Source organism: Robiginitalea aurantiaca (genome assembly GCF_030380815.1).
Classification (GTDB): Bacteria; Bacteroidota; Bacteroidia; order Flavobacteriales; family Flavobacteriaceae; genus Robiginitalea; species Robiginitalea aurantiaca.
Genome location: NZ_JAUDUY010000006.1, coordinates 56,186 through 76,415, shown reverse-complemented (window position 1 = coordinate 76,415; position 20,230 = coordinate 56,186). Strand labels below are relative to the sequence as shown.

13 protein-coding genes and 2 tRNA genes are annotated in these 20,230 nt (G+C 45.1%); 5 read left to right on the top strand and 10 right to left on the bottom strand.

All coding sequences use genetic code 11. The annotated features are described in order from the left end of the window. Window positions 1-4 precede the first annotated feature (4 nt). On the top strand, window positions 5-733 hold the full coding sequence (gene bshB1, locus QU605_RS11900; protein WP_289725543.1) for a bacillithiol biosynthesis deacetylase BshB1: 729 nt from the start codon (window positions 5-7) through the stop codon (window positions 731-733). On the opposite strand, the gene QU605_RS11895 is transcribed toward bshB1, so the two are convergent. Next, window positions 730-2,829, bottom strand: a complete 2,100-nt coding sequence (locus QU605_RS11895; RefSeq protein WP_289725542.1) for a tetratricopeptide repeat-containing sensor histidine kinase — start codon at window positions 2,827-2,829, stop codon at window positions 730-732. The genes bshB1 and QU605_RS11895 overlap by 4 nt on opposite strands. Window positions 2,830-3,153: 324 nt before the next feature. On the opposite strand from QU605_RS11895, the gene QU605_RS11890 reads away from it, so the two are divergent. Then, window positions 3,154-3,229: transfer RNA gene (locus QU605_RS11890), tRNA-His, on the top strand. A 58-nt stretch (window positions 3,230-3,287) separates the two neighbouring features. On the opposite strand, the gene QU605_RS11885 is transcribed toward QU605_RS11890, so the two are convergent. Both QU605_RS11885 and QU605_RS11880 read right to left on the bottom strand, forming a co-directional pair. Further along, window positions 3,288-4,847 carry a M28 family peptidase gene (locus tag QU605_RS11885; protein WP_289725541.1) on the bottom strand — a complete coding sequence of 520 codons (1,560 nt, stop codon included), beginning with the start codon at window positions 4,845-4,847 and terminating at the stop codon, window positions 3,288-3,290. Between the two features lie 98 nt (window positions 4,848-4,945). Beyond that, a complete protein-coding gene (locus QU605_RS11880; RefSeq protein ID WP_289725540.1) occupies window positions 4,946-5,926 on the bottom strand; it encodes a carbohydrate kinase family protein in 981 nt (326 codons plus the stop codon). A gap of 200 nt (window positions 5,927-6,126) precedes the next feature. On the opposite strand from QU605_RS11880, the gene QU605_RS11875 reads away from it, so the two are divergent. The 3 genes from QU605_RS11875 (at window position 6,127) to QU605_RS11865 (ending at window position 8,573) form a co-directional block, all read left to right on the top strand. Then, window positions 6,127-6,211: transfer RNA gene (locus tag QU605_RS11875), tRNA-Ser, on the top strand. A 362-nt stretch (window positions 6,212-6,573) separates the two neighbouring features. Continuing rightward, the gene (locus QU605_RS11870; protein WP_289725539.1) at window positions 6,574-7,611 is read left to right on the top strand and encodes a methyltransferase; all 1,038 of its coding nucleotides are present in this window, start codon (window positions 6,574-6,576) and stop codon (window positions 7,609-7,611) included. A 44-nt stretch (window positions 7,612-7,655) separates the two neighbouring features. Then, window positions 7,656-8,573 carry a carbon-nitrogen hydrolase family protein gene (locus QU605_RS11865; protein WP_289725538.1) on the top strand — a complete coding sequence of 306 codons (918 nt, stop codon included), beginning with the start codon at window positions 7,656-7,658 and terminating at the stop codon, window positions 8,571-8,573. Window positions 8,574-8,809: 236 nt separating this feature from the next. Here QU605_RS11865 and QU605_RS11860 read toward each other — a convergent pair whose 3' ends face one another. The 7 genes from QU605_RS11860 to QU605_RS11830 form a co-directional block, all read right to left on the bottom strand. Then, window positions 8,810-10,471, bottom strand: coding sequence for a hypothetical protein (locus QU605_RS11860; RefSeq protein ID WP_289725537.1), 1,662 nt, complete (start codon window positions 10,469-10,471; stop codon window positions 8,810-8,812). 20 nt (window positions 10,472-10,491) lie between these two features. Beyond that, a complete protein-coding gene (locus QU605_RS11855) occupies window positions 10,492-11,985 on the bottom strand; it encodes a DUF1214 domain-containing protein (protein WP_289725536.1) in 1,494 nt (497 codons plus the stop codon). A gap of 43 nt (window positions 11,986-12,028) precedes the next feature. After that, complete coding sequence (locus QU605_RS11850; protein ID WP_289725535.1) at window positions 12,029-14,341, bottom strand: arylsulfatase; 2,313 nt, start codon at window positions 14,339-14,341, stop codon at window positions 12,029-12,031. 48 nt (window positions 14,342-14,389) lie between these two features. Then, complete coding sequence (locus QU605_RS11845; RefSeq protein WP_289725534.1) at window positions 14,390-16,693, bottom strand: arylsulfatase; 2,304 nt, start codon at window positions 16,691-16,693, stop codon at window positions 14,390-14,392. A 58-nt stretch (window positions 16,694-16,751) separates the two neighbouring features. Then, window positions 16,752-17,051 carry a hypothetical protein gene (locus QU605_RS11840; protein ID WP_289725533.1) on the bottom strand — a complete coding sequence of 100 codons (300 nt, stop codon included), beginning with the start codon at window positions 17,049-17,051 and terminating at the stop codon, window positions 16,752-16,754. Window positions 17,052-17,269: 218 nt separating this feature from the next. Beyond that, a complete protein-coding gene (locus tag QU605_RS11835) occupies window positions 17,270-19,321 on the bottom strand; it encodes a sigma-54 interaction domain-containing protein (protein ID WP_289725532.1) in 2,052 nt (683 codons plus the stop codon). 307 nt (window positions 19,322-19,628) lie between these two features. Next, window positions 19,629-20,216, bottom strand: coding sequence for a hypothetical protein (locus QU605_RS11830; protein WP_289725531.1), 588 nt, complete (start codon window positions 20,214-20,216; stop codon window positions 19,629-19,631). Between the last annotated feature and the right edge of the window lie 14 nt (window positions 20,217-20,230).

Genomic DNA, 20,230 nt, shown 5'->3' with positions numbered 1-20,230 from the left:
CTATATGTCCGTAAAATTAGATATTCTCGTATTCGGTGCGCATCCGGATGATGCCGAATTAGGAGCAGGGGCCACAATTGCCAAAGAAATTTCCCTGGGTAAAAAAGTAGGTGTCATCGACCTTACCCGTGGGGAATTGGGCACAAGGGGATCTGCGGAAATCAGAACACGGGAGGCCGCAAAGGCCGCTGAACTTCTTGGGCTCACCGTTCGTGACAATATGGAATTTCAGGATGGTTTTTTCCGAAACGACTCGGAACACCAGCTTGCACTTATTCGGCAAATCCGTAAGTATCGCCCTGAAATAGTGCTCTGTAATGCTATAGAGGATCGCCATATCGACCATGGTAGGGGGAGTGACCTTGTCAGCAATGCCTGTTTTCTAAGCGGCCTGGTAAAGATAGATACCCAGTTGGAGGGCGATGATCAGTGGCAGGAACCCTGGAGGCCTAAATTCGTTTACCATTATATTCAATGGAAGAACCTGGAACCGGACTTCGCTGTGGATGTCAGTGGTTTTATCGAATCGAAGTTAGAAGCGATCAGAGCCTACGATTCTCAGTTTTTCGATCCCAATAGTGAAGAACCGGAAACGCCTATAAGCAGCAAGAACTTTCTGGATAGTGTCCGATACCGCGCCCGGGACCTGGGCAGGCTCATAGGTGTGGAACACGCGGAAGGTTTTACCGTTGAAAGGACCCCGGCGGTCAACAGCCTGGGCGACCTGATTTAGACGGCTTTGCTGTATAACCCGGCGGCCTTGGGCAGGGTAAAGTAGAAGGTGCTTCCTTTCCGCAGTAAGCTGTCTACCCAGATTTCACCACCATTTTTCTTAATCATCTCCTTGCAGAGGGAGAGTCCTATACCTGTTCCTTTTTCATTGGCAGTCCCATAGGTGGAATGGGTAGTAGTAGTGTCTTCCTGAAATATTTTCTGCAGGGTAAGCCGATCCATTCCGACGCCCGTATCGCGTATTGATATGATCCAGTAGTCGTTCTTTTCCTCGGCACTCAGGGTGACCATCCCATTTTCCGGGGTAAATTTCAGGGCGTTGCTGATAAGGTTCCTCAGGACGATGTCCACCTGGTTCGGATCCGACCAGACTTGTGTGTTCTCCGGAATTTCACTCACGATTTTTATGCTTTTGTTTTCCGCAACTTCATTCAGCAGTTTGATGTTCTCTGCCGCAATTCCTTCAAGCAGAATTGAGGTAGGTCGGGTAGTGGAGCCATTGAGTTGTGTATATCCCCAGGATACAAGGTTATTCAGGGTAAAAAAGATATGGTCCACATCGGATCGTAACTTGGGCATATACGACGCCAGTTCGGTAATACTGATTTCACCATCCTTAAAAATCTGGAGCAATTCTTTCAGGGCGCCAACGGGGCCTCTGAGATCGTGGCCGATTATCGAAAAGAGCTTCACCTTTGTCTCATTTTCGACCTGTAGTTCCGCTTTGCGTTTTTCAAGTATTTCGTGTTTGGCTTCAAGTTCCCGGGTCAGGCGCTGCTGTAGTTTTTTACTCCGGTAAACCAGGTAGATAATCAGTATTGAGAACAGCAACAGCCCGGAACCTGCATACAAATATCGTTTTTGAGAAGCCAGCGCTTTTTCGTTATCCCGGATCAGGGTTTCTTTCTGTTGCTCGTACTCCGTTTTGGTCTGCAAAAGACTCAGGCTTTGCCTGTTTTCATTCCGGCTCAGGGTGTCTGACAATTCCTGAAAGAGTTCATGATACGCCAAAGCCGTTGCGTAATCCTGCTTCCGCCTGTAGATTTCGTAAAGGGTTTTGGAACATTTCTTAATCCCCTCCGCAAAGTTGATGCTTTTGCTGATCCTGAAGGCGTCCTCTGCGTAATTCGTAGCAAGACTGTCATTTTCCAGGCCTATATACGTTTCTGCCAACCCATTGTACAGATCGATGCGGGCCCGATCGTCCTCCAGATTCTGGTGTAGCATTTCGCTCTGGCGATACCAGTACAATGCCCAGTTGTAGTTGTATTTCTTCAGATATACTTTTCCCTTGGTCTCATAGGCATAGGCGAGCCAATCCATTATTCGGTATTTCTCAAAAATGTCAATACTGCGGTTGACATTAAACATGGCGTACTCCAGTTTCTTCATATCCCCGTAGAGGGAGGCCAGATTACTCATCGTTTCTGCCTGGGCAATCTCATTCCCGATGGAATCATTTAGGCGCTTGACCTTTTTATAATATTCAAGGGATTCATCGTAGTAATTCTGGCTCGCGTACAGGTTTGCGATATTTTCATTAATGATGGACTGTTGCAGGAGATCTTCCTGCTCTATGGCCATTTCAAGGGCCTTGAGGTACCCACCGAGGGCTTTGGCATAGTCGCCCTGGTATTCAAACTCTCCTGAAATATCGTTGAGAAGACTTAGCTCAAGGGCCACCGAGCCATTTTGGCTGGCCAGGTCCATAGCCTTGCGGTAATAAATCAGGGCCGTATCGGTTACCCCACGGTCAGAATGGTAGTCCCCCAATTGTTTTAAGGAGATACTTTGACCGGGCGCATAGTTAGCGTCTGTACTGTGTTTGAGGGCTTTTTTGGCGAGGCTGTACAGGGAATCTGTATCGAAATACCGCAATTCGAAAGCCAGGTCGTTCAATAGATCCAGATAAGCCGTATCCTGAACGGAAAAACTGGATCGCTCTTCCATCAGCCGGAGCTTTGTCTTCAGTTCTTCTTTCCGGTCAAATTGTGAATGCACCACATGACCCATGCCCAGAAGACACCATAAAAGGACCCCCGTACCTACAAATTTCGTATTGCGAATTTTCCGCAACATCAGGCGGATTCTATACATACCTTACAATAGGATGAACCCTAAAGGTATTTCAGGTGTTGAAATCAGGCTAAAGATTGTTGTGAAACGCCTTTTTTTGTCTGTTAGCCTATAATTTAGGTGAGATTAGGGGATCTGATACGGATAGAAACCAGGTAAATAAAGGGTGTTTGTAACTCATAGGCACAAGGCATTGAGGTTAAAATTTGAAGAAGAATTATTTTGATGTAATACCGAAAAAAAAGTACCTTTGGCTCCGCCTTCGGTGAACTTCAATTCTCGTCTGGGGCTGACTTTAAGGGCTGGCAGTATTCCTGTTTATAATGCATCTATAGCCCAAAAAATGGTGGTTGTAGCTCAGTTGGTTAGAGCGCTGGATTGTGGTTCCAGAGGTCGCCGGTTCGAACCCGGTCTTCCACCCAGAAAAACAAAAATCCCGCTTCCGTAAGGAGCGGGATTTTTAGTTCGTAACAACCCTGTTATTTAGCAGCTTTGTCCACAGTGAGGCGGGAATCGCGATTCGCGATTTCCCAGGCGGTGTGAAAAACGAGCTGTGCCCGGTTTTTCAATAGATCGTAATTGATTTTGTCCGGAGTATCCCCTGGTCTGTGGTAATCTGCATGCGTCCCGTTAAAATAGAAAATAATCGGGATGTTATTCTTCGCAAAATTGTAGTGATCACTCCTGTAGTAAAAGCGGTTCGGATCGTTCTCATCGTTATAGGTGTAATCCAGTTCTATTTTGGTGTATGTGTCATTTACCGTTTCTGATAGTTCGTGGAGTTCCGTACTCAATTTATCTGAACCGATCAGATAAATGTAATTTCGATCCCCTTCGCGCTTGGGATCAATCCGTCCAATCATATCGATATTCAGGTTAGCCACGGTTTGATTTAGCGGAAAAACCGGATCCACATCCGTGTAGTATCTCGATCCGAGCAGTCCTTTTTCTTCACCCGTTACGTGAAGGAAAACCACAGATCGCTTAGGACCCATTCCCTCGTCTGCGGCCATTTTAAAGGCTTCGGCAATTTCCAGGACCGCAACGGTGCCGGAACCGTCATCATCGGCCCCATTGTTGATTTCTCCTTTGGAGGTTACCCCAATATGATCCAGGTGGGATGATATTACAACGTATTGGTCAGGGTATTCAGACCCTCTGATAAAGGCGACCACATTTTCTGAGTCCACCATGTCATTCCTGCTTTGAACATTCAGTTTTATATTGGCAGGAATTACTTTTGCAGCCAGTTTCTGATCGAGATCCGGGTATATTCTTTTGGCATAATCCGATTTGAGCAGGATCAATCCGGGTTTCTCATCACTGGACGCCAAATCCATACGCCCCCCGTTGTTTACTTTCATATACTCGTAATACCTGTTGTAACGGGAATAGTTAGCCGCGTCAACATATAGTATGGCTTTGGCCCCTTTGGCCATGGCTACTTCGGTCCGCTTTTCTATGGCTTCCGATACATTGCTCCACTTTGAGGCCTCGGTAGTTCCTGTAAGCACGAAGGTCCCATCATCATTCTTAGGCTCCCCGGCCTTCATCAAAACAATTTTCCCACGGACATCTACCCCTTTATAATCGGAATACGAGTCGGTTTCAATCCCATAACCCAAATAAATGACGGAGCTATACTCGCCCTCAAGGCCTGTAAATGTTAGAAAACCCTGTCCGTTTTCAATATTTTGATCTCCAATGGACATGGTTCCTGTGGGTAATTTTGCCATTTCAAGGGGAACCTTCTGGAGGTAATTCCCATCCTTAACGGCAGAAGGAATACCCAGATCTTCATAGGCCTTTTGCAAATATGCAACTGCTTTTTTCTGACCTTCCGTACCGGTTTCCCTTCCCTGAAATTCATCTGAGGCATATGTGTAAAGGTGCTCTCTCAATTCTTCTTCAGATATGGATGCCGCCAGGTTTGAAACATCTGGTTTTTCAGGTGCCAGGGCGTTGTTTTCCGAAATTGCTTTTTGAGACCCGTTGCAAGAAAGGAATAGGGCCGCAGCAATAAAGAACAGTTTTTTCATTTTGGGTTTTTATTAATCCCCCAAAAATAGTCAAAAATAAGAAGAAGGGGAGTCCTGCCTTAGATGGCATTTTAAGTCAGGATTACAGGGGTTTGAGATCAGTCTCCGTAGGTTTCCCGGATCATGAGGTTGGTTTCTTCCAGGGATTTAAACACCTCAAAAGTCCTGCCCTGCGTACGCTGGGCTCCGAGGGCATTGGCGTACCGCGCAGCCCTGACATAGTCGGTTGCATTCTTCAGAAGTCCAAAGCCAAGCCCCCCGGCGAAAGAATCACCGCAACCTGTTGTATCCACAACATCACTAACCGGCACGGATGGAACAATTTCTTTCTTCATCCGACCCTCCTCGATGAAATAAACGGCACTTCCGCCAGCATCCAGGGTAACGATAAGCGCCTTGACACCTTTGCTGAGCACGTGTGCTGCCATAGCGTCCAGATGAGTCGTATCGACATCGTGAAGGGGCTGGAGCTCCGACATTTTGTATTCTTTCTCGAACCAGCAGCAGCGGGATTCCTCAAGGTTCATTTTGAGTACATCGATATAGGGCAGCCAGAGATCGCGTTCAATCCAGAATCGCATATGACGGGCCCCCAGGACATCCACAGTGTTGGTAGGTCCGTGGGCGTCAAAAATAATCGTCCCCTCACTATTTTTTTTAATGTACTTGAGGGTCTCAAGAGGCACTTCGTAGTCGGTAATCGGGACACACACGAAAACATCGCAATGGAGAAGGTCGGCAACATCTTCCGCAATGATCGGGTTCATAAAACCGGTCTGCGTTTCTTTTCGATTGTTCTGGTCCAGAAACTTCAGCCGGATCACATCTCCCTGGTCTTCACGATCCCTGATGTGACTGGTCTGCACATTGGGATACGCATTGAGAATAGCTTCAATGGGCTCCCTGTCGATTTTGCGTACATGAGAAATAGGATAGACCGTCCCGGCAGACCCTAAAAGGCGGGAAAGACCAATAGTTGTGTGTGTGGCACAGCCGTATTTTTCAATAATCTCACCTTTATGTGTTGTGATGTGATCCCTGGGGATGGGACCTAGAACCGCTACATTATAGTGCTTCATTCGTTTAACCTTAGGGTGTCTGAAGATATGAAAATAGTCAAAACTATCCGGAATTTTTGTCTATAACCACAGGGATACTGATAAACATTGTTTCGAATAATTTCTGTAAAAACCGTAGTGTTTTGTATATAAGCTTTGTTATATTTGTGCCGCCTTAGGAATAAGGCTTTTTGATTGGCGACTTGTTCGCTTTATTTTATGGAGGAATGGCAGAGTGGTCGAATGCGGCAGTCTTGAAAACTGTTGAGGGTCACACCTCCGGGGGTTCGAATCCCTCTTCCTCCGCAAAAGAAACCCGCAACGCAAGTTGCGGGTTTTGTATTTCCAGGACGCGTTGAAAACTTGTTTTCATAAGCGGATCGGGAATACAAAACCGACAAACGAAGTTTGTTAGGGTTTTATGCTTGCCCGGACAGGCAGCTGTCCTGGGTGCGACCGCTTGGGGCAATCCCGAACCACAATCATACCGATATTTCAAAGAGTTTTGTTACCTTAAGATGGTAAAGTGAACGAAGACAGAAAATGATTGCTTTTCTCTTTACGGCATTATTAGCAGGGTCTGTCGCTCAGGCGCTTAGTCCGCTGAGATTGTGTTGTCCCCCCCAACCGTTGCAAAAATTAAACAAACATACCTAAACAATCATCTTATGGATACTCCAAATGAAAATCAGATTAACCCTTCTAAAATAATGCAAATTGGAATGGGTTTTTGGGCGTCAAAGACTTTGCTCACAGCCGTTAACATGGAACTGTTTACACATCTTGCCAAAGGAGGACTATCAGGCAGGGAAATTCAAGATAAATTAGGGCTGCATGAAAGGTCACTGTACGATTTTCTCGATACGTTAGTCGCATTGGGATTTTTAAAACGTGTTGGATTAAAAGATCATGCTATTTATAGTAATTCAGATGACTCAGACTTTTTTTTAGACAAAGGCAAACCCAGCTACATAGGTGGAATACTCGAAATGTCAAACAATAGATTATATCCTTTTTGGAATGACCTGGAAGCGTGTTTAAAAACAGGTAAACCGCAAAATGAAACGAAAAATGGGGATAAATCGTTGTTTGAAGCTATTTATGCCGATGAAGACAGGCTTAGGGAATTCATTCATGGCATGGGCGGGGTTCAGGCTGGAAATTTTATGAAGCTGGCCCATGATTTTGATTTTTCGGACTATCAGACCCATTGTGATGTTGGTGGTTCGGGTGCGAATCTTTCGATACATATTGCAAAAAACAACGACCATATAAAGTCCACTTCTTTTGATCTTCCTCCAGTAGGCCCTATTGCCAAGGAGAATGTGGAAAGATTTGGATTAAGTGATCGAATAGTGGTGGCGTCAGGAGATTTTTTTGTTGATGAATTACCACGGGCAGATGTGATTACCATGGGGAATATTCTTCACGACTGGAGTGTGGAAGACAAACTAATATTAATAAAAAAAGCCTATGACGCCTTACCCGAAGGAGGCGCATTTGTTGTTATTGAGAACATTATTGATGATGAGCGAAATAAGAATGCCTTTGGGCTAATGATGTCATTAAATATGGCCATAGAAACAGAGCAGGGTTTTGATTTCTCAGCATCGGATTTTAACGAATGGGCAAAAGAAGCAGGGTTTAGGCAAACCCGTATTATGCCATTAACCGGTCCAACAAGTGCCGTAGTTGCTATCAAGTAGAATCTTTGCTAACCATGCAAACAGCTCATTAAAGAATCTGACAGATGACAAAAAAAATAAAAGTAGCTGCGGCACAACTATCACCTGTTTTCCTAAACAAAGAAGAAACGATTGAAAAAGCCTGTAAGGCGATATTGGAGGCAGGTAAAAACGGAGCTGAACTGATCGTTTTTCCGGAGGCATTTATATCCGGGTATCCCGATTGGGTATGGCTTATTCCAAACAGCAAAGGAGCAGATTTGAGTGAGCTTTATTTAAAACTTGTTGAAAATGCTGTTTCCGTACCTGATGATGCTACCAAAAGGCTATGTGAAGCGGCTAAAATGGCTGGGGTCAATGTTGTTATTGGAATGCATGAACGCAATACGGAAACCAGTAGTGCCAGTTTATTTAACAGCTTACTTTTTATAGACGACAAGGGCCTAATTCTGGGTAAACACAGAAAGTTAATACCAACAGGGGGAGAACGCCTTATATGGTCTCAGGGAGATGGGAGTACCTTATCTTCTTATGACACCTCAGCAGGAAAAATAGCAGGATTGATTTGCTGGGAAAATTTTATGCCATTAGCAAGAAATGCAATCTACGAATTTGGAACTCAGATATTGGCTTCTCCTACCTGGGATAAAAGCCCAAACTGGATCCAAAGCATGCAGCATATCGCAAGAGAAGGAGGGGTGTTTGTCATAAGCACTTGTATGGCATTAAAAATAGATGATATACCCGAAGAGTACGAGTTTAAAAAACTTTATCCAGAAGGAAGAGAATGGATTAATGTTGGAAACAGTGCTATAATTGCTCCCAATGGACAGATTTTAGCAGGTCCGCTTGAGGCAGAAGAGGGTATTTTATATGCAGATATTGATCTCACACAGATTGTAAAAGCAAAACGAATGTTTGATGTCGTAGGACATTATGCAAGACCTGATGTTTTTGAATTCAACGTAAAAAATAAAAGGTAAAACACCCCAATACCCAAAGAAAGGATACACTTGAAAGTTTTTAATTATTGATGCTAAATCTTTCCAACGGAACGATTTACCCAGTTGGCATATTGCTAAGTAGGATGTATCGATATTTGTTTTGACCTCGAAGAGGACGTGCAGGAGATAATTGAACCAACACGCTCCTTGAGCATAAAAAAATAGTTTAAACGGTTCTAACCACCCACACCCATTGTATTTTCCATTGGCATACTTTACTCTTTGTGAATCATCACAGGTCCCATCACCCCGGTAATATAAATCCGGTTTTCATCGATGGGAATAAACAATCCTCCGGCTGTGTTAAAAATAGGATTGTTGCCCAGGTTGGTTGTCGAGATCTCCTTACCCGTATCCCAATCCACCGTCTGCAGCGAATAATTCCCTTCTTCAGCTATGGTAAGGGTAACGGTATTGGAGGTGGCAGACACGGGGTATAGTGCCCATTGCAAACCGCGTTGCAACGTCCAATCGCTTTTCAGGCTATAGGTTTCCTTATCCCAGCTCCATTTTTCGACCCCTGTGGGCGGTTCTCTGGTGATACCCGCAGTAAGTACGGTTTCAAATATGGCGAGTTTCCCATTTTCATCATAGACAGGGTCCGGCCATGCAGAGGCCATCATCATCACCCCATTTCCGTAAATATGCGGTGACCATTCTATGGTGGCAGGTACGTCTATAGTGAGTTTAATCTGATCTGCAATTCTCCTGGATTTAGTGCCTTCCTTTTGCTCGAAATCTTCGGGGATTTCATCCCTCCAGAAAGCCACAGCGCTAATGTCTTCCCCGGCATCGGCTACAAAAACCAAATGATCTTCATCGGGTCCAAAGCCCATTAGGGAGGGGGTGTTTCCAGAGCCTCTTGAAAGCGCTTTTGGGTTGGGGACATAATCGTAAGGCGATTTCCATGCGCCGTCTTCTTCTTTATCGGATATTTTCTTCCCATCCCATACAATCTTGCGCATATACTTTGAAGTGACACAGTAAATCCCGCCCGTATCGTCTATGCTAATGCCGTTATCCACCGCTTCACCTTCGAGAATAATGTATTGCATGTTTTCGAGGTTTCGGTCCAGGACGGCGATAATACCGGGCATGGCAACAGCTATATAACCGTCATAGGTCATGCCCAGGGCGAATATTCTGCTTATTTGTTTCGCTTCTTCAGGGGTTACCCCGTCCTTTACATCAAAGGCCTTTACAATCTCAATCTCTGAATTGACATCCCCGGGATTTTTATCGCTCACCTTAAAGATTGAAGTGCCAAAACCACAGAAATAGTTCCCTTCATTGTCCATCATGGTGTAAATACCATTTCCAATGTTGGCTGAACTTTGCTTAATGGCTTTTACGTGATTGGCATAGGGCGGTAGGTATTTAGATTCATCCGTTCCACCAGCGATCATTTCATCTACCGTCGCTCTAATCGCGTCCTCGGAAGGCACTTCGTATTCGTATCCGGGTACCACAACTTCGTCAACCCATTCAAAAACACCATTGGTGATCTTGATCTTACCAATTTTGTTCGTGCCCGAGACAAACAAGGCTTCTTCTCCATTGGGATAGGGACGGTGAACGGTTCCTATGGAAGTTACCCAGGGCAACCACTGGGTGTTTTCTTCCTTAATATCTACATTTTCATTCCAGGTGGCCCATTTTGTTACGTCGCTCTGAGCGGGATTGGAATGTACAGAAGGGTAGCTGCTATTCGCAATTAAAAAGGGATTGGCAGGAGGGAGTAGGTGACTAACTTTAGAGGTTTGTTCTTCAACCCCTTCTGCTACTTTTTCGTTTTTATTCTTTTCAATACAGCCGCTATACAGCAATGTACCCATTAGCATCATTAACAGTCCAATGTTCTTTATTTTCAGGTTCATTTTTGCCATAATTCTATTATCTACTTCTCATAATCTTTAAAATCCACAGGAACAATCTTTGGAAAAGGCCAGGATTGATCAAAAAATCTTTCTGTAGGGAAATAGAGCCGTAAGTACGGAAACCATCCTTGCCCGGGAACAGATTTTATCCAGTTGCTTTCCCATCCCTTGGGTGCTTTAGGACCCACAAAAACGTAGGTGCTACCATCTTCATTGACTTGAGTAGTCTCATGTGCAGATCCAATTTCAGCTTTTTCCTGATCTGTTATTATCAAAGACCGTGTATCCGTATTATAAATTGTTACGGCCCAAAAAAGTTTTGCCGGGGGGTCAGCTTCGATTCTCATTACGTAGGACTTGTCACCTTTCATTGGCTCACCTTCAGCATCCAAAAACATACCCCCATAACCCAACCCAAAGCCATCCTTTGCGAAAGCCATTCGTTCGGAGATGGTGCATGCTTCGTACGTATATCGAGCGCGGGGATCCAATCTATCGTAGTATTTTGTTCTTTGTGTATGTTCCCACGCATCACCAGGTTCTGACCCGACAACTCTACCCATTACGTGTCTCCAACCATCTTTTCGAAGAACACCAGGCAGTCGTTCGCGAAAGACCATGCTTTTTGCCATAGCCTCTCCAACAATGATTGCATCGGTCAAAATTTCCTTTTGTTGGGCAGTAGGGTTAAAGGGCTTGTCCTTTTCAATTCCTAAATCCTTTAAGTAATACATGTAAAAACGGTCACGCTCATCTACCGGTTCCTCTTGTAAAATGGCATGTAGCATTTTCCAATAATCCATACCCCTGGGTTGGTAGTTTCTGCCAGGCTTGTTTCCTGCTGGAACGATGTCCATTTTAGGTTCTTCGTCCCAGAAGTAGGTTCTCATAGAGCGCATTAAGTTCTCTCTTTCTTCCAAACTCCCTGAAAAGCGGACCACAGACCAGATATTGTTCGTCTTTGATTCAATATAAGTAACATCTTCCATGTATGGGATTTGATCCCGCGGAGTGTCAGGTCCTGTGAAAATATATTTCCCGCCATTGGCCGAATATCTTCCCAAAAGCCCAACGTCAGTTAAACCTCGCTGCCAAAAATCAATATACAAGCCAATAATTGATCCAGGTGGAACTTCGAGAACGACGGCCTTTTCTTTTACATTAATCCATGTGAAAAGGTATGGGGTTGACTCATTTGCTGTGAGAATTAACGAACGATCATTAAATTCTTTTGCATAAACCGATTGATTGGGCTTTAAGTCATATAGATCAAAATAAGACTGTCGCCATTGGGCTTGCCCCACAATAGGTAAAGACCAAAGATAGGCTTGTACTGCTCTTTGGTAATCCTTCTCATAATAAAGCTTATCAGTAGTCTCCTTTGTGGGCACACCATGATCAAATTCCAATTCCCCTATGTGGGTGTTAACTTTACCTGTAATAGGCATCTCTTGGGCAAACCCAATATAAGAGAGTGTTACTAGGGCAACAATTAAAGCGAAACTCTTCTTCATTCTTTTATGTTTTAAGCCTTTTACTTTAGATTAGGTATTATTTCTATTTTAAAGTAACAACTAGCCTGTCTAGGTTACCGCTGAACTTATTCTCACGTGTATAATTCCTGGAGACCGGGGTACCCGTATCTTCTCCGACATCAAAAGTTTCAGAAAGTGAGTATTGTCCGGGATGTGTCCGGTTTACTGGACCTTGCCCCACCTGCTCACCGTTTATATAAAGCGTGACCACTGCGGTCTTATCCTCATTCACGTCATATACTGCTTTGAGCTCGACTTCACCCGTTGGAATGGTAGTGTTCGACCGGATCGTAAATCTATCCTCGTTGTAGGCATTGTATTCGTAAACCAATCGGTTGTCCTTTACATATAAAGTATAGCCGCCATAAAGACCTCCTGCAGCCACAAGCACTCCACTGGCACCTCCGTTAGGAATTTCCGCGTGAGCGGTCAGGCTATGGTTTTTGTTTTTCACGGGGGGCGAATAAGGTTCGGAGATTCGCACAGCCCCCGGTGGATAGAAAATGAATTCTTTACGTTTAGGCGCATAGATTTTGGCCACGTTGCTAAACCTTGCACCCAAGTCATCATATAATGGGAATACGTTGTACTTCCAGGCTTCCTCTTCCCAGGCCGCTTTTAGCTCTTCCAACTTCTCAGGAAACTCTTCGGCCAGGTCGTTGGACTCTGTGAAATCTTCAGTCACATTATAGAGCTCCCAAACATCATCCTCGAAGGGATAGGTTCCGGCAAAGTCCCATGGCATGCGGTTTCCGTGGATGGTGACCGCTTTCCACCCGTCTTTGTAAATGGCCCGGTTGCCATACATTTCGTAATACTGGGTGGTGTGTTGATCCGCCGCATCTGCCTCATTGAACGAATAGGCGAAGCTTCCGCCGTCTAATGGCATTTGCTTAATCCCATCGATCTCCTCCATAAACTCCAGATCGAGCACTTCCAGGATTGTTGGTGCAATGTCGATGATGTGGTGATACTGATTGCGGATCTCTCCTTTACCTTTAATTCCAGCCGGCCAATGGACGATCAACGGATCCTTAATACCTCCGTTGTGTACCGTTTGCTTAAAGTATTTGAACGGGGTATTGCCTGCCAAAGCCCAACCGGCATGGTAGTGATTATCTGTCGCTTCCGATCCCCATACGTCATAGCGCTCTAAATTCTCTTCAAGTCTTGTTTGCTGGCTATTTACGATTAGCATTTCGTTATGCGATCCCGATAACCCGCCTTCCCCACTGGCCCCATTGTCGGAGGTCAGGATGATGAGGGTATTGTCCAGCTTTCCGATGCGTTCCAGCGTAGCGAGCATACGACCAATTTCCATATCGAGATGCTCCAGCTGGCCTGCAAAAGCCTCCATCTGGCGTGCATACATCCGTTTTTCATCTGCTGTTAAGGAGTCCCAGGCAGGGATTTCTTTATTGCGCTCAGTCAGGACAGAACCGGGAGGTAATATTCCCAATTCCATCTGGCGTTTGAAGATTTCTTCCCGCGCTTTGTCCCAGCCCATATCAAACTTACCCTTGTACTTCTCGATGTATTCCTTGGGCGCATGATGAGGCGCGTGCATACCACCGGGTGCCCAGAACATAAAGAATGGGCGGTCTGGATCGATAGACGCATGGCCGGTTAAATAATGAGTCGCTTTGTCAGATAAATCTGTCGAAAGGTGATAATCAGGATTCCCTTTTGATGGCTCAATTGGCTCATGACCGGCGTACATGACCGGGGTAAAGTTATTGGCATCCGCAGCCATAAAATTGTAGGTGTGATCGAAACCATCACTCGTTGGCCAGTAGGTAAATGGTCCTACCTGATGGGTCTGAAAGCCCGGCGTATGATCCCATTTTCCCAATGCGTATGTTGACCAGCCGCTTTTTTGGGCAATTTTCGTCACTTCTTGGGCTTCCATGGGTACACGCCCCGCATAACCTGGGAATCCCATGGCAGATAGTGCGTGAGATCCCATACCTATGGAATGCGTATTCCTGCCCGCCAGGATAGCGGCACGGGAAGGCGAACAAAGCGCAGTTGTATGAAAGTTGTTGAAAACCAGCCCTCCCTTGGCTAACCGATCGATGTTCGGAGTTTCAGTCAAACCTCCGTAGGGTCCGAGCTGCCCATATCCCACATCGTCAAGAAGTATGAGTAAGACATTAGGTTCCTTACCGGTAAAGCTTTCCACTTCAGGCCAGTCTTCTTCGGACTCCTGAAAGGTCTTAGCTATTTTCCCTTTAAAACCAGCCATTCTCGGGTCTTCTTCCTGAGAAGCGTCCTCTTTTTGCTGGCAAGAAAAAATCAGGAATGCACTGCATAGTAAGATTAAATAGTTTTTCATTTTGATGACTTAATTTAATTGATAGGAGTTGAAATTATATTTTGTCCATTAGTCTAACCTTCGAACCGTTAACTTTTGAAGCGATTCGTTTTTAAATGGGACGGCATAGGTGTCTTCGATGATTGGAGAACCCGTATCCTGCCCAACATCAAAGGTTTCTTCTATGCTATAGGTAGCGGGGATTGTTTTTGGAATTCGCGCTTTGCCTACGCTTTTCCCATTGATAAACAGCTCCGCATCTCCCTGGAATTGTCCGGTACTTGTAAATACCATTTTTAATTCTGATTTCCCTTCAGGGACATCTTCAGAAGACATGATAACCGTACGGTCCCCTATATAATTATAAACATAGACCAATTGGTTGTCCAGGACCATAAAGGCATAGCCAGAGGTTCTTCCTCCGGCGGTTACCAGCATGCCGTTAGCCCCTCCTTTAGGTACTTCAACTTCTGCCACCAATTCATGGGATTTGTTCTTTAAAGGTGGTGCCACGGATTCATGTACCCGGATCGCCGCGGGTGGCCAGTAGACCAATTCTTTATCCTGTGGCGCCGCACGTGCCTGCATTTTGGCCAGACGAGGCCCGACATCACCATCTAAGGGATACACATTATTCTTTCGAGCCTCTTCTTCAAACAAACGTTTTAGTTCTTCCAATTTGTCCGGATATTTGGCTGCCAAATCATTGCTTTGCGAAAAGTCCTCCTTTAAATTATAGAGTTCCCATTTATCATCCGCTAAAGTCCCTTCGGCATTTAAAACCCATGGTCTTTTACCCCGGTGAAGCGTAACTGCAGTCCATCCATCCGCATAAATCCCCCGGTTCCCGAAGAGCTCATAGTATTGAACCGTCCGTGTATCTTCGGCTTTTGGCTGATTGAATGAATAATTCATAGGTACACCATCAAAAGGCATTTGTTTCACTCCATCGATCACCTCCGGAGCCTCAACCCCTGCAGCTTCTAAAATAGTTGGGGCGATATCGATGATATGGTGGTACTGATCACGTACCTGCCCGTTATTTGCCGGGTCTATCCCTTCGGGCCAGGAAATGACCAAAGCATCGGCATTTCCACCCCTGTGGGCGGATTGTTTGTAGTATTGAAATGGCGTATTACCCGCTTGGGTCCAACCTGCAGTAACATGCCAAACCCCTACCTTATTGCCCCATTCGTTAATGTATTGGGCATTCGTCTCGTAAGGAATGTTCGGTACGCCATTAAAGAAGCCGTTTTCATTGAAAGTTCCGTGCAGACCACCTTCTCCGGAACCCCCATTATCTGAAGTGAATATGACAACCGTATTATCCAATTCTCCAATATTTTCCAGGTAGTCCAAAACACGGCCAAATTCATAGTCCGTATAGGATAACTGGCCGGCAAAGGCTTCCATTTGTCGCTCATAGAGTGCTTTCTCCTTTTCATTCAGGGTATTCCATGCAGGAATGGTTTCGTCACGAGGAGAAAGCTTTGTCCCTTTCGGCACAATTCCCATTTCTATCTGGTTGTTCAGGATAATTTCCCTCGCCTTATCGTACCCCATACTGAATTTTCCCTTGAACTTTTCTACCCAGTTTTTAGGTGCTTGGTGGGGTGCGTGTACGGCTCCGGTTGCCCAGAACATGCAGAAAGGCTTATCGTGATCAGAGGCCTTTAACATCGAGATCCAGTTGATCGCCGTATTGGCCATGTCCTCATTTACATGGTAGCCCGGTTGATCGTAGTTGGGTTGCATGGGGGTATGATCCGTCCACATGATCGGGTTAAAATTGTTCATGTCGCCGGACATAAAACCATAAAAGTGTTCCCAGCCATCTCCTGAAGGCCAGCGGTCAAAGGGTCCGGAAAACGTGCTTTCCCATTGAGGCGTATGGTCCCATTTTCCGATAAACATGGTAGACCAGCCTTCTCTTTTTAAAATCTCAGAAAATCCTTTGGCGGATTCCGGGGGGTGGGCATTATAGCCCGGAAATCCCATGGCAGTCAAAGAGTGTGACCCCATTCCGATGTTATGGTGATTCCGACCTGCTGCAATTGAAGCCCTGGAAGGAGAACATAAGGCAGTGGTATGAAAATTGTTATATCGCAAACCCTTATTTGCCAGACGCTCTATGGTTGGCATGGGGGTTAAGCCTCCAAAGGCCGAAGAATGCCCATAGCCCATATCGTCGATCAACCATATGAGTACATTGGGAGCCCCTTCGGGTGCTTTAACGGGTTCCGGCCAATATTCTTCAGATTCCGCAAGGGTCGTTCCGATTTTTCCCTTGAATTCCGCTTTTCCCTTTTCCTGTGCCCTTCCAAAGCTCATAAAAAAGACGAGCAGAATCGCCGTTAACAGTGTTCTTCTCATAATTGTTGTTTTTGCTAGCTTAAATGTGTGAATTGATATTCTTGGGGGTTTCTTTATCTTAATTATGGTGCTTTAAAAGCAAATCTTTTTGTTCCGAAACATGAAAAATCTTCGATTGGGTGATCTCCCCTAAGACCTTTATCATCCCGTTCAGGTTTTCAAAAGCCTGACTTTCCAATTCAGCTTTCATGATATCGCTGTTGTCCCATTCGCGCAGAATCTCAAATTTTTCCTTATGCTGATCGCCCCCGGTCCTATGCAGGGCATATACAGGCCATTTTACGAGGCGGCCTAAGGCGAGGTTGAATTCATAGAGTTTGTTCGTGGGAACTTCAAACTGCAATAAAAATAGGTACATATTGAGATTCGCTAAGGGGTTGTCCCCGACATAGCCAATGACCGTACCAATTTTTAAGAATTCGTTATGAAAAAATATAAGCAATTGAAAAACAAAAGAATACGCTAGTAAAATATTTTTAGCGATTTAATACAGTCGTATTCTGAGTTAGCGATATTTCGTTTAACGCGAAATATCGTGATCAGAATCAGAAGCAAAAATGAAGTGGAATATGTGTATTAGGATTTGGCCGGTGAGGTTATTCCCAGCTTTTTCATTTTTGAACGGAGCGTACTCGCGGGCAGATTCAGGATTTCGGCAGCACCCTTTTTGCCAGATATTCTCCAATCACAATATTCAAGTACCCTTGTGATATGCCCCCGTTCGAAATCTTCCAGGGTCCCGAGGCTCTTAAGGCCCGATTTGTCCTTGGCAGGTCGTGAATCCTCCTTCTCGGTAAACGGAAGGGGATCGGCCAGCTTCAGGATTGAGCCGCTGGTGGTGATTACCGCACGTTCAATAATATTTCGAAGTTGTCTTATGTTGCCCGGCCAGGAATAATCGGTCAGGTCCTTCATAAGACTCCCTGAAATTTCAGTTATCTGTTTGTCGTATTTTTCATTAAAGGTCTTTATAAAGGAATTGATAAGCCTCGGGATATCAGATTTGCGTTTCCTCAGCGGAGGAATGGTTATGGGAAAGACGTTTAGGCGATAAAAGAGGTCGGATCGGAATTCGCCAATTTCAACCTGTTTCTGGAGGCTCAGGTTTGTGGCCGCAATCAGGCGGATATCAACTTTCATCGTCTTTTCGGCCCCAAGGCGCTTTATTTCTCCTTCCTGCAATGCTCTCAAAAGTTTGGGTTGCAAAGACATGGGCAGGTCTCCAATTTCATCGAGGAAAAGGGTGCCGCCATCAGCGAGTTCAAACATTCCGCGTTTTAGTTTGTCTGCGCCGGTAAAAGCACCTTTTTCAAATCCAAAGAGCTCGCTTTCCAGAAGGTTTTCCGGAATCGCCGAACAGTTAACTTTAATATAGGGTTTTGTACTTCGATTGCTTTTTTCGTGAATGGCCGATGCAAAGAGTTCCTTTCCAACGCCCGTTTCGCCTTCCAGAAGAACCGGGACATCAAGAGGGGCTACGTCTTCAATCCGGTTGAGGACATAATTGAAATTTGGGCTTGCGCCCACCAGCCGTCCACGTGAACCCTGAAAACTGCTTTCATTGCGCAATTGGAGATTCTCAGCCTCGAGTTTATTCTTCATAACCTCAAGTTCCTCATACGCCTGGATTAAAGAAAGCTCCGTTTCTTTCTGATCGCTTATATCCGCGCCGAATAGCGTAATATGCATGATGTTTCGCGCCGCATCATCCTTGAGTTTTACAAAACTCCAGGACACTGTAATTGGATGGTCTGCACCATTATGACTTGCGATGACTTTGCCCGTAAAACCTTTAGCATCAAGTACTTCTTTCTGGAAAACACCGCGATCTGTCTCGCTTAGCAAATCGAGAAAATTAGCATGCTTAATCTTTGTTTTGGGACTTACTGCGTTTATAAAGAATGGGTTGGCAAACAAAATTTCACCCTTCACATCGAGGGTTAACACATAGCGTTCCGCCTGGTTTAAAATGACATTCAAATTGTTCTGGTAGATCGCGATGGATCCTTCCAACCTCGTTTTTTGAAGTTGGCTGTAGGCCATCAGAAAAATCTTAAAAGAGATGAGCACCACCGGAAAAAGGTCCAGATAGTAAAAGTTTATAATCCTTCGCCAGGGGAGGGATAAGCCGAAGGCATTGTAGGCTATTTCTTCAAGGATACAAACAATATAGTAGATCGTAACGGCGATGAACGGACCAACGGGTTCTTTTTTAAGCAACCTCAGGTTATGGGTAGAGCCCAATGCGTAAATGGCCGAGAGGACATAAACCCCGTAACTGAACACAAGGGTAAGCTGTGGAATTTCAGTGTATGCAGAAAGGGCGGACCAAAAGTAATAGCCAAATCCCAAAAATGTGATTACCCAAAGTAATTTACGCTTTATAAAGTCCGACTCGTAGGCGAAATACCAGGGGAAGAGGACAAACATTATCGTGGCAAAGAAAAGAATGACGAGGCGAGGTACCCCTTCCAGACTTGTCAGCAGATAGTATACCCCAGCTGCTGAGGCAAAAAGGCCGAATAGAACGTCCGTAAAAGAACGTTTCTTTATAACTCCTAACCACAAATAATTAGTTCCTGTGGTAAGGGCAATACCCGAAAGAAAAATATAAAGTAAATTCTCCACTGTCTGATACTGTTCTGACCAAATATAGGGATAACCTGAATTTAACAGCGCCTTGGAATCACATCATCCAACAAGAGAGAACTCGTCCAAAATTCCAGGACCAAATGAGGATGCTTAGGACGGGGGTTAGGAACGAGTAATCTACTTTTGGCTGTTGGAAATGGCCTAAAAGCCCGAAGGTCATCTGAAAACAAAAAGCCAGAAAGGAAAATCCGCGATTCTCACTTTCTGGCGTTTTAATGACCTGTAGTACTCTAATTTCTGCAAATACAGGAAAAGGAATAACTCACTTTATGGTCAGATTCATCTACTGTCCGTCCTTTTTGTTCAGGGAAATGGCCATCGCTTCTGCGTAGGTGAGGATAACCTGCTGGCCGATATTGAGTTTACGCATTAGCGCCTCATCTTCCATCTCTACGGTAAGGTAGTTCCCTCTGGGGCCTTTAACGGTAGCCAACATATTCGGCCGGTTAAGAATTTCCACGGTTACCACCGCTTTGACTACCGCACCGACCACAGCGCCGGGATCCATTCCTTCAGGTGCTTTTCCAGCCTCGGCCAGAGCGACTATGGGTTCTGCCAGTTCCGCTTCCGTGGGCTTGCGAAATTCCGCCATCATGTAGGTGTAGTATTCAAAAGTAATGACATCACCTACGGCGATTTCATCAAATCTTTCTACTTCTTCGCTGGCTGTTACTGTAGCAAGTTCCCCGTCGGGACCTTTCAGCGTTATTTTTCGGGTTTGCTTGTCGATCTCAGTAACCGTTCCCTCTGTGGATACCAGGCTCCATTTCTCTTTTGGGGGCTGGCCCTGACCTGATTCCTGACCGAAGAGCGGTGCCGCGATAAACGCAAAAAGCAGAAGTGTGAAGATCGATTTTGAAAATGTTCTCATGGTTGGTAAAATTT

What these genes read in the sequence shown, in the direction of transcription:
- bshB1 (WP_289725543.1), top strand. Translation starts at nt 5, where the DNA reads ATGTCCGTAAAATTAGATATTCTCGTATTCGGTGCGCATCCGGATGAT.
- QU605_RS11895 (WP_289725542.1), bottom strand. Translation starts at nt 2,829, where the DNA reads ATGTATAGAATCCGCCTGATGTTGCGGAAAATTCGCAATACGAAATTT.
- QU605_RS11885 (WP_289725541.1), bottom strand. Translation starts at nt 4,847, where the DNA reads ATGAAAAAACTGTTCTTTATTGCTGCGGCCCTATTCCTTTCTTGCAAC.
- QU605_RS11880 (WP_289725540.1), bottom strand. Translation starts at nt 5,926, where the DNA reads ATGAAGCACTATAATGTAGCGGTTCTAGGTCCCATCCCCAGGGATCAC.
- QU605_RS11870 (WP_289725539.1), top strand. Translation starts at nt 6,574, where the DNA reads ATGGATACTCCAAATGAAAATCAGATTAACCCTTCTAAAATAATGCAA.
- QU605_RS11865 (WP_289725538.1), top strand. Translation starts at nt 7,656, where the DNA reads ATGACAAAAAAAATAAAAGTAGCTGCGGCACAACTATCACCTGTTTTC.
- QU605_RS11860 (WP_289725537.1), bottom strand. Translation starts at nt 10,471, where the DNA reads ATGAACCTGAAAATAAAGAACATTGGACTGTTAATGATGCTAATGGGT.
- QU605_RS11855 (WP_289725536.1), bottom strand. Translation starts at nt 11,985, where the DNA reads ATGAAGAAGAGTTTCGCTTTAATTGTTGCCCTAGTAACACTCTCTTAT.
- QU605_RS11850 (WP_289725535.1), bottom strand. Translation starts at nt 14,341, where the DNA reads ATGAAAAACTATTTAATCTTACTATGCAGTGCATTCCTGATTTTTTCT.
- QU605_RS11845 (WP_289725534.1), bottom strand. Translation starts at nt 16,693, where the DNA reads ATGAGAAGAACACTGTTAACGGCGATTCTGCTCGTCTTTTTTATGAGC.
- QU605_RS11840 (WP_289725533.1), bottom strand. Translation starts at nt 17,051, where the DNA reads ATGTACCTATTTTTATTGCAGTTTGAAGTTCCCACGAACAAACTCTAT.
- QU605_RS11830 (WP_289725531.1), bottom strand. Translation starts at nt 20,216, where the DNA reads ATGAGAACATTTTCAAAATCGATCTTCACACTTCTGCTTTTTGCGTTT.